This is a genomic window from Streptomyces sp. NPDC001070, assembly GCF_053598835.1.
In genome coordinates this window covers 43,018-55,266 of the sequence record NZ_JBSFLB010000033.1, presented here as the reverse complement: position 1 = coordinate 55,266, position 12,249 = coordinate 43,018, and the positions used below count along the sequence as shown (strand labels likewise).

Below are 12,249 nucleotides of genomic sequence, written 5' to 3'. Positions count from 1 at the left end.
ACGGTGACCGTGTCCACCTCGCTCCCCGTGGCCGCGAAGGAGTCGACCGCCCTGCGGCGGCTCCTCACGGCCCCCGCCGCGGGGCCGTTCGCGGCCCTGGTCCTCGCCTCGGTCTTCTTCTCCCTGACCACCGACCAGTTCCTCTCCGGCGGCAACTTCTCCCTGATCCTCCAGCAGGTCATGGTCGTCGGCACCCTCGCCATCGGCCAGACGCTCATCATCCTCACCGCCGGGATCGACCTGTCCTGCGGTGCCGTGATGGCCTTCGGCGGCATCCTCATCGCCAAGCTCGCCGTCGAGGGGCCGCTGCCGCCGGCGCTCGCCATCGGTATCGGCATTCTGGCCTGCGGTGTGTTCGGGCTGGTCAACGGGTTGCTGGTCCGGGTCGTCCCGCTGCCGCCGTTCATCGTGACGCTGGGCATGCTCAACGTGGCCTTCGCGCTCACCCACATCTACTCCGCCGAGCAGACGGTCACCGGTCTCCCCGGGCCGCTCACCGCGCTGGGCCGCACCTTCCCGCTCGGCCGGACCGACGTCACATACGGGTCGCTGGTCACCGTCGCCCTCTTCCTCGGCTTCGCCTACGCGCTGAGCAGCACCGCCTGGGGCCGGCACGTCTACGCCCTCGGCAACAGCGCGGAGAGCGCCCGCCTCAGCGGCATCCGCGTGTCCCGGCTCACCGTCGGCGTCTACACGGTGGCCGGACTCGTCTACGGGATCGCGGCCCTGCTGCTGGTGTCGCGGACCGGGGTCGGCGACCCGCAGGCCGGCCAGACCGACAACCTCGACAGCATCACCGCGGTGGTGCTCGGCGGCACGAGCCTGTTCGGCGGGCGCGGCACCGTGCTCGGCACGTTCGTCGGCGTGCTCATCGTCGGTGTCTTCCGCAACGGCCTGCAGCTGATGGGCGTCTCGTCCATCTACCAGACACTGGTCACCGGCGTCCTGGTGATCCTCGCGGTCACCGTCGACCAGCTCTCGCGAAAGGGCACCCGATGAGCGGCCCCGCCTCCTCTGACGACCCGGCGGCCCGCGACGCGGGTACCGCCCACCGCCCGGAGCCCGAGCCCGCAGCGGAGGCCGCCGCGCCGACACCCGTCCTCAGCGCGCGCGGGCTGGTCAAGCGCTACGGGCACGTCACCGCGATCGACGAGGCCGACTTCGACCTCATGCCCGGCGAGGTGCTCGCCGTCATCGGCGACAACGGCGCGGGCAAGACCAGCCTCATCAAGGCACTCACCGGCGCACTGGTGCCGGACGCCGGCGAGATCCGGCTGCACGGCAGGCCGATCAGGTTCGCCGGACCGCAGGAGGCACGGGCGTACGGCATCGAGACGGTGTACCAGGACCTCGCCGTCGCCGCGTCCATGGACATCGCCTCCAACATGTTCCTCGGACGGGAGATCCGCCGCCCGGGCGTGCTCGGGTCGGTGTTCCGCATGCTCGACAAGAAGGCCATGCGCCGGCAGGCCGCGGCGCACATGGCGGAGCTGAAGGTCGGAGTGGGCTCGCTCGCGCAGCCGGTCGAGACGCTCTCCGGCGGCCAGCGGCAGGCCGTGGCGGTCGCCCGCGCCGCCGCCTGGGCTCGCAGCGTCGTCGTCATGGACGAGCCGACGGCGGCCCTGGGCGTCAAGGAGTCCGGGCAGGTGCTCGACCTGATCCGCCGGGTACGGGACAAGGGCGTGCCGGTCATCCTCATCAGCCACAACATGCCGCACGTCTTCGAGATCGCCGACCGCATCCACGTCCACCGGCTCGGCAGGCGCGAGGCCGTGATCAAGCCGTCGGACTACACCATGGCCGAGGTGGTGGCCATCATGACCGGCGCGCTCACCGTGCGCCCCGACGGCGGTACCGTCGTGGCGGACAGTGACGCGGCCACGGCGGCCGGCGTGCGGGGGAGCTGATCCACGTCCCCGGCATCCGCGCACCGAGGCCCTCAGGAGAAGGTGGTTTATGACAGCGACCCGCAGACCGACCCTCGCCGACGTCGCCCGCGAGGTCGGCGTGAGCGCCAAAACGGTCTCCCGGGTCCTCAATGAGGACGGCCCCAGTTCCCCCGAGACCAGGAAGCGGGTACTGGCGGCCGTCGCGAAACTCGGCTTCCAGCCGAACCTGATGGCCAGGAGCATGCGGGTCGGCGGGCCCGACACCACCGTCGGCCTGGTGGTGCCCGACCTCGGCAACCCGTTCTTCGGCGCCGTCGCGGGCGGCATCGAGGACGCGGTGCACGGCCGCGGGCTCACCTTGCTGATGGGCTCGTCGGACGACGACCCGGAGCGGGAGCACGCGCTGATCCGGACGTTCCTGGCCCGCCGGGTCAGCGTGCTCATGGTCGCGCCGGCGGTGGGCGCCGACCACGCCCACCTCAAGGCGCAGCGGGCCGCCGGAATGCCGGTCGTCTTCCTGGACCGTCCCGGCAACGGGCTCACCACCGACACCGTGGTCAGCTCCAACCGCTCCGGCACCCAGGAGGGCGTCGCCCACCTGATCGCCGGCGGGCACCGCAGGATCGGGTTCATCGGCGACCTGCCGTCCCGCCTCTACACGCGCCGCGAGCGGCTCGCCGGTTACCGCGCGGCCCTCGCCGACGCGGGCCTGCCCCACGACCGGGCGCTGGTCGTCGACGCCCACGACCCGGCGGGGGCCGCCGAGGCCACGGCCCGGCTGCTCGCTCTGCCCGACCCGCCCACCGCGCTGCTGTCGGGCAACAACGTCATGACCATCGGCGTCCTGTCGGAGCTCTCCCGCAGCCGCCGCAAGGACGTCGCCGTGGTCGCCTTCGACGACGTCCCCATGGCGTCCATCCTGGAACCCGCGCTGACCGTGGTCGCCCAGAACCCGGTCGCCATGGGTGAGTTGGCGGGTGCCACCGCCATCGAGCGCCTTGAGGGCGACCGCTCCCGCGCCCGTACCCTCATGGTCGACACACGTCTCGTGGCCCGCGGCTCGGGCGAACTCCCCGCCCCCGGCCGCATCGCCGCCGTCAGGTAGACCGGAGGGCTCTGGTCAGCGCTTCCAGGACGGCCTGGACCGCCTCCACAGAGGCGGTGTTGCCGAGTTCGGGGTCCCCGGCGGTCTGCAGGGCCAGGCATTGGTGGATCGCGTTGAGCACGCGGGCGAGACCGTCGGCCGGCCGCCCCGCCGCCGTTCCCGTGGCCGGCGTACTACAGGTCCAGCAGGGCCTGTTCGACGGCCTCGGTCAGCGCCGGGTGGATGTACAGCACGTCGCGGCCGACCTGGTCCACCGTCAGGCCCAGCGTCATCGCCTGGATCAGCGGCTGGATGAGCGTCGCGGCCTGGGGGCCGATGATGTGCGCGCCGAGGACCGTGCGGTCGGCGGGATCCGCCAGCACTTTCACGAAGCCGCTGGTGTCCTCCAGCGCCCATCCGTACGCGGTGTCCGCGTAGTCGCGGACGCTCACCAGGCAGGCGATCCCGCGGCGGCGCGCCTCCTGTTCGGTCAGCCCGACGCTCGCGATCTGCGGGCTGGTGAAGACCGCGTGCGGCGCGACCCTGTTGGAGAGCGTGCGCAGGTCCTCCGGGTGGAGCAGGTTGTGCCGCACCAGCCGTGCCTCGGCGTTGGCCATGTGCTTGAGCTGGAAGTGGTTCACCGCGTCGCCGAGGGCCCAGACCCCCGGTACGGACGTACGGTAGGCGCTGTCGGTCACGATGTGGCCGTGCCCGTCGAGTTCCAGCCCGCCGGCGGCCGCGTCGAGCCGGTCGGTGTTGGGCCGGCGGCCGACGCACACCAGCAGGGTGGCGGCTTCGACGACCTCGTCGCCTTCCGGGCAGGTCACGGCCACCGAGACACCGCCGGCGCGCCGTTCGACAGCGGTGACCGTGGCACCGAGCAGTACGCGATGCCGCCGGGAGACGAGTTCGGTGAACCGGGCCGAGACCTGCTCGTCCTCCGCCGTCAGCAGGCGCGGCCCGCGCTGCAGGATCGTGACCTCCGTGCCGAACGCCTCGAACACATGGCTGAACTCGGCCGCGATGAAACCGCCGCCGATGACCACCATGGACGCGGGCGCGTCGTCGATCCGCATGATGGTGTCCGAGGTGTGGTACGGCACGGTGTCGAGACCCGGGATGTCCGGGATCACCGGCCGGGACCCGACCCCGACGACGAACGTGTCGGCGGTGATCTGCTCCGATCCCACCTGCAGCACCTTCGGCGCGACGAATCGCCCCTCCGCGGGGTACACGTCGATGCCGTTGTCCGTGCGGTACTCCAGCGCGCTGTCGTGCAGCGGATCGATGCGGCGGAACACCCGGTCGCGGACGGTCTTCCAGTCGACGGGCTCGACGGTGGCACGGACGCCCAGGCGCGCCGCCGCCCGCGCGTCCTCGGCCGCGTCGGCGGTGATGACGAACATCTTGCTCGGAATGCAGCCCCGGTTCAGGCACGTTCCGCCGAAGCGGTCCGGCTCCACGATGGCGGTGCGCAGATGGGCCAGTGAGTCGTCGGGCAGCATGTTGCCGCTGCCCGCCCCCAGGATCACCAGATCGTAGTGCGGCACGCTCGTCAACCTTCCGCCGGCGACAATGGGCGGCCCCGCAGCGCGAGGCCGCGCGTGACCTCGTGGATATTCCATGCAATTCAGGTACTTATCACGGAAATGGGGCACAGGTCGGCAATGCCGGTGCGACATCAGGCCGTGCCGCAGTTCCCAAATGGGGCGACCGCGGGTCCACTGGATCAGCGTTGGCTCACCGGGATCGACACCCCCCTGGTGAAAGGCGCGTCGGCCCCGGGAGACTTTCGCCATGGACGCAGGACTCGCAGGGCTTCTCGGAGGTGTCATCGGTGCTGCTGTCGGCGCGCTCGGCGCCACGCTGTCCGCATGGATCTCCGGAAAGAAGGCGGAAGGCCAGGCCCACATCCAGTCGTCGACTCAGATACGCCAAGCCCGTCTGCAGATCGAGGCCGACCGCTCCCGCGCACTGCGCGAGTCACGCAAGGCGGCCTACATAGCCTTCGCCGATGGCTGGAACCTCGTGTACGGAACGCTGAGCGAAGCGGCCATCAAGCTGGGCGGCATTGAGCCGCACGATCCACCGGAAGAACGCGAGGAGCGGCGCCGGACCGCCCGCAGGCTGTGGGGTGAAGCGCGTGATCTGCAACGAGCGCTCCTACGGCTGATGCACGTTGTCCACGTGGAAGGACCGGAGCCGTTGAAGGGTGCCGCGGGGGAGGCGACCGGCGCCTTGGTTCCCTACTTCGGAGCGGTGCTCGATTGGCTGCACGCTGTCGACGGAGGAACGGAGACGCCCCAGCATTCCGAGGAGGCGAATCGGGCGGCCGGCGAGGCGAACATGAAGCATCTGGACTTTCTCCATGCCACCTCGGATGCCCTCACTCCGGATATCCCGGGCCTCCGCGATGAATGAGCACGGCGTGGCGCGGTACGACAGTGGGTAGCGGCGTCCGTGTCGGCGGGGTCGCGCCCCGGACACCGCTAGCGGAAGCGGATGTCGCTGAGGTCGATGGAGACCATGAGCCGGCTCGGGACGGGGCGGCCCTCGGGGTCGCGGCGGTAGGCGCGGCGTTTGGTCGGCAGCACGATGCCGTCCGCCTCCGCGTAGTCGTGGACGTACTGCGCGGCGGCGAATCCGCCCGCGACGTCGACGTGGTAGTCGTGGCGACGCAGGAGCCCGTCGGGACCGAAGTAGAAGTCCTGGTGGGTGCTGTGGCTGGCGATGTGGGGAGGGAAAGAGGCGCGCAGTCCTCGCCAGACCTCGCCTCCTTCGCGCAACGGCTCGATCCCGGTGACCGTGAAGCCGGGCATGGCCAGGAGGAACGGCGTGGTGAGGTAGGTCCACAGCGTGTAGCCGTTGAAGTAGGCGCGGTCCAGCGGGTCCCATGGGGTCTCCAGCGTGTGCCCGGAGAACGACGCCCGGGGGTTCTGGCGCTCGGCCACCACGCGTCCGTCGAGCTTCTCGATGCGCACCCGCCCCGGGGTGAAGTCGGTCCTCTGGTCGGGAGCACCGAAGGGCTCGACCGATGCCCGCTCCTCGTGGAGCCGCACGGTCATCTCGCGGGGTGCGGGATCCTGTGGCAGGCCCTTGACGGCGAACAGTTCGCCACCGCTGACGATGGTGGCCCGCGCCTCGGTCAGTTCCCGCCAGCGGCCCATGCCGCCGTGGGCTTCGATGGCACGGGTGAGCAACTCGTTCACGCCGGTCTCCTCGGGAGTGCGTCCCGCTGCCCGGCCCGGGAGGCGGCGGCGTCCGCGGCGGCGAGTTCCATGCCGGAGATGATGCGGCAGGCGCGGACGCCAGGTGCTCCGGCGCGCCGACGTCTGCTCGCAGTTGCACCGGGCACGCGCGGAGGCCGGCGGCACCCCCGAGGTGGTGCCGCCGGCCTCCGCGCGTGGGAACCGGCCACGGGGACCTGCCTCAGGCGTCCGTACGTGCCATGGCGCGACGGCCCTCAGCCCGCCGCGATGCGCAGCCTGATGGTGCGCGATTCGGGGCGAAGGGCGTACTCGGGCCACACGTCCGGCCCGCAGGCCCGGGAGCCGAGCCCGTGCTGGGCCGCGTCGACGATCAGGTGGCTCGCCGTCGAATCCGGAAGTTCGAACGGGTGTCCGGCTCGGGCGATCTGCTGGGGGGTGTGGCGGCTGAGCGTGAAGCCGGGGCGGCGTCCGTGAGTGTCCGGCAGCGTGACGATGCGCAGCACCCGGGCGCCGGCACTCGTCAGCGCCAGTTCCCGCAGCCGGGAGCGGTGCCCGGTCTCCTGGGGGCGCGCGTACTCGACCCAGAGGTCGCGGACGGTGGCGGAGAAACGGCCGGTGCGCGCCGCGCGGAGACTGTCGGGGTAGGACTCGAACGGGCCGAGGCCGAACCACTCGGCGCCGTCGACGGGAGCGGTGCCATCGGGAAATTCGAAGCGGATCCCGATCCGCGGCCATACCGTCGGCCAACCGCGCGAGGGCTCGATCTCCACGCGCAGTTCGAGCTCGTCGTCCTCGACGGACCAGACGGTCTCCACCGTCACCGACAGGGCCGAGTTCGCCGCGGAGACCTTGGAGACCGTTCGCAGTGCTCCCGTGGCGTGCTCCACGGCCACCAGCCGAGAGGTCAGCCGGTCGAGGCCGTCACGGCGCCACAGTTCGGCGTGGGACACCCCGGCGACACTGGCATCGCTCTCCTCGACTTCGCCGGACGTGCCCTCGTCGTTGTCGGTGGGGGCACGGAACAGTTCCAGCCGCGGACCCGCCGCCGCGCGGCCCGCGAGGCGTACGAGGGAGCCGCCGACGAACTCGGCGATGCCCAGCGTCAGCGTGCCGTCGCCCTGCCGCCAATCGGTTCGGGGCCGCACAGCCGGTACGGGTCGACGCACCGAACGGTCCAGCTGGGCGGTCGCGACAACATGCCCGCCGGGCGCCCAGGCGGTCGCGGCCGCCAGTACCGCGTCGACGGTCAGCCAGGTCTCCGCGTCCTGCGACACCGCGATCGACGGCAGCGCCACGCGCGCCGACTCACCCGCGGCGATGACCGGGATCTGCATCTCCCCGGAGTCCACCGGCGTCCCGTCGTGCTCGACGCGCCAGTGGAAGCGCAGGTCGGACGTGTCGGCCGAGTGCCGCAGGTTGGCGATCGCCACTTCGTCACCGTCGAAGGTGAAGCGCAGGGGCTGCACGACGGCCTTGTACTCGTGGAGGCCGGGTGTCGGGACGTCGTCGCTGAGCAGCATCCCGTCCATCACGAAGTTGCCGTCGTGCACGACCTCGCCGAAGTCGCCACCGTACGCGTAGTAGGGCGTGCCGTCCGGGGCCGTCGTCAGGATGCCGTGATCGCGCCACTCCCACACGAAGCCTCCGTGCAGCCGTGGATACCGGTGCACCAGTGCCTCGTACTGGTCGAGCGCCCCCGGACCGTTGCCCATCGCGTGGGCGTACTCGCAGAGCAGGAACGGCCTGGTGCGCTGCCGGGCGCCCTGCGCGGGAGTGCAGTTCAGCAGTTTGGTGCGCGAGCCGTCGGTACCGATCTGCTCGGTCTCCGGCACCGACGCGTACATGCGCGAGTAGACGTCGGTGTATTCGCCGGCGTGGTCGCCCTCGTAGTGCACGGGCCGTCCGGCGTCACGGGCGCGGACCCACGCCGACATCGCGGCGAGGTTGCTGCCGGTTCCCGCTTCGTTGCCGAGCGACCAGATCACGATGCTGGGGTGGTTCTTGTCCCGTTCGACGGTGCGCTGGATGCGGTCGAGGTACGCCGCGCGCCACGCCGGGTCGTCGCTGGGATTGCCGGCCCAGTCGAGCTTGTCGAAGCCGTGCGTCTCGAGATCGCACTCGAGGACGACCCAGAACCCGAGTTCGTCGGCGAGGTCGAGCAGCCGCGGGTGCGGCGGGTAGTGGCTGGTGCGGATCGCGTTCACGTTGAAGCGCTTCATCCGGGCCAGGTCCTCGCGGGCGTGTTCCTCGTCGAAGACCCGGCCGCGTTCGGGGTGGGTCTCGTGGCGGTTCATCCCGTGGAACACGACACGGCGGCCGTTGACCAGGAACCGGTCGCCGCGGATCTCGACCGTACGGAAACCCACCCGCAGCGCGATGGTCTCCGCGGCCGTGGACACGGTGGCGTCGTAGAGGCGGGGCTGCTCGGCCGACCAGGGCTCCACGCCGTCCACATCGAGCGGGGCCACGTCGGCGGCCGTCGCCCAGACCTGCTCGACACCGAGTTCGGGGACGCGGAGGGTGACCGGGAACGCCGCCGGACCGGCGGTGACCTCCGTCTCGATCCGTCCGCGCCCGTCGTCGAACCCGGTGCGCAGCCAGACGTCCTCGATGCCTCCGGCCGGGCGGGCGATCACGGTGACATCGCGGAAGATGCCCGGCAGCCACCACTGGTCCTGGTCCTCGAGGTAGCTGGCCGCGGACCACTGGTGCACGCGCACGGCGACGACGTTGTCGCCCGGGCGCACCGACGAGGTCACGTCGAATTCGTGGGCGAGCCGGCTGCCGGCGGCGCTGCCGATCTCGACGCCGTTCACCCACACCCTGAAGAGCGACTCGACACCGTCGAACCGCAGCAGGACGCGCTCGGCTCCCGACCATTCGGCGGGCAGGTCGAAGTGGCGGCGGTAGTCGCCGGTGGGGTTCTCGTCAGGGACATGAGGCGGGTCGATCGGGAACGGGAACTGCACGTTCGTGTAGATCGGCCGGCCGTAGGCGCCGTCACCCCGGAGCACCCAGTGCGAGGGCACCGGGAGGGTGTCCCAGTCGCCGTCGTCGAAGCCTTCGGCCGCGAAATCCTCCGCCACCCGCACCGTCGGTGACAGACGGAAACGCCAAGGCCCGTTCAGCGAGAGAGAGGGGGCGTCGGAGTGCAGCCACGAGCGGGCCGCGCGCAGCGCGCCACGCCCGGGTGTCGTGTCCGAAACATACTGGGAAAGGTCGGAGGGCACGAGGTCACAACTCTTTCTTGATGACAAAGGGTCCGAACACCGGCTGCGTGAGTGCGTCCTAGCGGACGACGACCGTGCGGATCTCCCATGGGCCGAGGGCGAGTTCGAGTTCGCCCGCGGCCGGCGTCGTGGACAGCGGCCGGCCGAGCAGGTCGACCGTGGTGGCCTCGGTGAACGTGCCGGTCACGCGGGCGGCCGTTCCCGTGTCGCTCATCGCGGTCAACCGCACCTCGGTGCCGGCGGGGCGGTCGTCGCCGGCGACGCGGCGGATGCCGGAGACGAGGACGTCCGCACCGTCGACCCGCACTCCGGCCGCGTCGGGGGGCAGTTGGCCCTCGGCGGGTGCGGTGCCGCGGGCGAGCAGCACGTCGTTGCGGAAGTCCTCGGCGAGGGCGACCACACCGGCACCCCGCCAGCCGGTCGCCGAGGGCACGACGGCGAAGCGGTTCTCGATGCGGACGCCGAGGTCCTGCGCGCCCGGTGCGGGGATCTCGCTCGCCGCGGGTTCGTCGCGCAGCGGATGGATGTTGACGCTGATGGAGCCGATCGCGCGCAGCAACGTGATGGCGAGTTCCGTGCCGTCGCCGACGATCTCGTACTCGGTGACGTGGTCGAGCAGCACGTTGGCGGCGCCGGCCGACACGAACGAACCCGCGGGGAACGTCGGGATCGGGTATTCGCCCCAGCCGCCCTCTGCGGTGAGCCCGCGCTCGGTGACGGCGAACTGCCCCGCAGACGCGGACGCGGTCACCGGTTCGGGCAGCGGCACGTGGAAGCGGAGCCGGTGGTCGGCGGACTGGTTCAGGAACGACGTGGACACGCGCACGAACGGCTCGCCCGCGCGCACCTCCACGAGGGTCTCCACCGGGGTCGGCACGGTCTGCCCGCCGCGCAGGTCGCGCTCGGAGGAGAGCGCGGTGGGCCATTCGTAGACGCGGGTGACACGCGTCCGCGAACGCAGCGGACCGTTCTCGAGGGGTTCGACGGTGATTTCCGCAGGCTCCGAGACGAGCACGTCCCGTGCCGGGGGAGCGTAGTTGTAGCTGTCGCCGCGGTCACCGCCGTCGACGAGGCGGCCGACCCCGCGCAGCACGGTACCGTCGGCCCCGGTCACGTCCAGGGTGCCGTCGGCGGTGACGGTGACCTCGACCAGCCCGTTCGACAGCGTCCCGGCCGTGGCCGTCGCCGGGGCGAGCGCCGTCGACGCCGCTGCCGCCCGCTCGGCGGGTGCGACCCGGAAGCTCGCGAGCCCGGAGGCGGGGACGTGCACGGGCACCAGCGCGGTGGCCCGCGCCTCCTCCAGCGTCAGTACCCGCCACTCACCCGGGTGCGCGGCGGCCGCGGCGGCCACCTCCCGGCGCAGGATCAGCAGGTCGAACGGTCCGCTCGCCGGCACTTCGGCGAGGTGGAAGACGAGCGATCCCGGGGTGAGGTCGTAGTGGTCGATCTGACGGCCGAAGAGCTCGCGGCGGTGGATGCGGCGCAGGACGCGCTCGAGCTGCGAGGCGTCCATGCGCTCGTCGCTGAGCACGGTCGGGGCCTGCGAGACCAGCTGTACGGGATGCTGCGAACCGTCGGCCGCGGTCGCGACCAGGACGGTGCCCTCGGGCGGGGCCACGACGTCGACCTCGACCAGTGCCGTGCGCGGGAAGGGCAGCGGGTTGGCGACCAGGTGGGCGTCGCTCGGCACCAGGGCGGCGGGCTCGGCGAGAGCGGCGTCCCGGACGGCCCGCGCGGCGTGCGCGGCCTCGGCAAGACGCGCTTCGACCTGGTCGGCGGTCTCGTCCGTACCGGAGCCCACGACCGAGTCGTGGGCGCTCGACTCGATGATCTTGTGCCAGGCGAGCGCGAGGAACGGCGAGTCGTCGCGCCGGGACCACAGCGCGTTCATCCGCTCGGCGTGGTCGACGGTGCGCTCCGCGACGGCCATCCGGTGCTTCAGCCCGCGCCGTACCGAGAGAACGCCCGGGAGGATGTTGCCGCGGACGTGGCTGCGCAGCTCACCGGTGACGACGGCCGAGACCTCGTCGCGCACGTGCTTGCGGATGTACTCGTCGAGCGTCGCGATGGTGATGGCGCGCTCTTCGCCGGAGGCGCGCCGCAGCCACTCCGCCAGGTGCGGGTCGGGAGCGTTGTGGTCGGTGCCGGCCATCGCGAGCACCGGATCGTCACCCCACCGCCCGGCCGTCATCTGCGCGTACTCGCCGAGCGCGCGCCCGATCCGGTCGGGCACCAGCAGGACGTCGAGGCCGTTGTCATAGCCGTCGAAGAGGAACTCGGTGCGCACTTCGGAGCCGTCGGGAGCGCGCCAGCGGAAGGCGTGACCGTCGACCGAGCCGGGAACCCCGCGCCACAGCGCGGCGTGCTCGATTCCGGCGCGCGCCAGGATCTGCGGCATCTGCGCGACGTGGCCGAACATGTCCGGCAGGTAGCCGATGGGCATCGAGCCGCCGAGCTCCGCCGCGGCCGCCCAGCCCATCTGCAGGTTGCGCACGATGGTCTCGCCGGAGCAGAGGAACTCGTCGAGGAGGATGAGCCACGGCCCGATGGCGAGCCGGCCGCCGGAGACCAGGGCCACGACCCGCTCGCGGTTCTCCGGGCGCATCTCCAGGTAGTCCTCGATCGCGGCCATCTGCCCGTCTGCGGTGAACCGGAAGTCGGGGTCGGCCTCGGCCGTCTCCAGCACGGTGTCGAGGGCGGCGACAAGCCGGTGCCGGAACACCTGGAAAGGCTCGTACCATTCCCGGTCCCAATGGAAATGGGGCACGAAGACGGCGGAGTTGCGCATGGGAGACCTTCTGCGTAGGCGGGGGAGCCGGGCGGCGGGCCGGCGGGAG

The 12,249-nt window shown here is 71.7% G+C and carries 8 protein-coding genes; 4 read left to right on the top strand and 4 right to left on the bottom strand.

From position 1 onward, the window contains the following. Window positions 1–3: 3 nt before the first annotated feature. Genes ACWDAS_RS32895 through ACWDAS_RS32885 form a run of 3 tightly spaced genes read left to right on the top strand, consistent with a single transcriptional unit; the run spans window position 4 to window position 2,994 of the window. The gene (locus ACWDAS_RS32895; protein WP_450398238.1) at window positions 4–999 is read left to right on the top strand and encodes an ABC transporter permease; all 996 of its coding nucleotides are present in this window, start codon (window positions 4–6) and stop codon (window positions 997–999) included. Continuing rightward, a complete protein-coding gene (locus ACWDAS_RS32890; RefSeq protein WP_450398236.1) occupies window positions 996–1,907 on the top strand; it encodes an ATP-binding cassette domain-containing protein in 912 nt (303 codons plus the stop codon). The genes ACWDAS_RS32895 and ACWDAS_RS32890 overlap by 4 nt, the downstream gene beginning before the upstream one ends. A 49-nt stretch (window positions 1,908–1,956) precedes the next feature. Further along, on the top strand, window positions 1,957–2,994 hold the full coding sequence (locus ACWDAS_RS32885) for a LacI family DNA-binding transcriptional regulator (RefSeq protein WP_450398234.1): 1,038 nt from the start codon (window positions 1,957–1,959) through the stop codon (window positions 2,992–2,994). A 173-nt stretch (window positions 2,995–3,167) separates the two neighbouring features. Here ACWDAS_RS32885 and ACWDAS_RS32880 read toward each other — a convergent pair whose 3' ends face one another. Next, on the bottom strand, window positions 3,168–4,523 hold the full coding sequence (locus tag ACWDAS_RS32880) for a mycothione reductase (protein ID WP_450398232.1): 1,356 nt from the start codon (window positions 4,521–4,523) through the stop codon (window positions 3,168–3,170). Between the two features lie 247 nt (window positions 4,524–4,770). Here ACWDAS_RS32880 and ACWDAS_RS32875 point away from each other — a divergent pair, with 247 nt between their 5' ends. After that, window positions 4,771–5,394, top strand: coding sequence for a hypothetical protein (locus ACWDAS_RS32875; protein WP_450398230.1), 624 nt, complete (start codon window positions 4,771–4,773; stop codon window positions 5,392–5,394). A gap of 68 nt (window positions 5,395–5,462) precedes the next feature. On the opposite strand, the gene ACWDAS_RS32870 is transcribed toward ACWDAS_RS32875, so the two are convergent. From ACWDAS_RS32870 to ACWDAS_RS32860, 3 genes are all read right to left on the bottom strand, one after another. Then, window positions 5,463–6,182 (bottom strand): hypothetical protein, encoded by a 720-nt coding sequence (locus ACWDAS_RS32870; protein ID WP_450398228.1) that lies wholly within the window; start codon window positions 6,180–6,182, stop codon window positions 5,463–5,465. 254 nt (window positions 6,183–6,436) lie between these two features. After that, complete coding sequence (locus ACWDAS_RS32865) at window positions 6,437–9,412, bottom strand: glycoside hydrolase family 2 TIM barrel-domain containing protein (protein WP_450398227.1); 2,976 nt, start codon at window positions 9,410–9,412, stop codon at window positions 6,437–6,439. A 58-nt stretch (window positions 9,413–9,470) separates the two neighbouring features. Next, entirely contained in the window at window positions 9,471–12,200 is a 2,730-nt protein-coding gene (locus ACWDAS_RS32860; protein ID WP_450398225.1) for a glycoside hydrolase family 38 N-terminal domain-containing protein, read from the bottom strand. Between the last annotated feature and the right edge of the window lie 49 nt (window positions 12,201–12,249).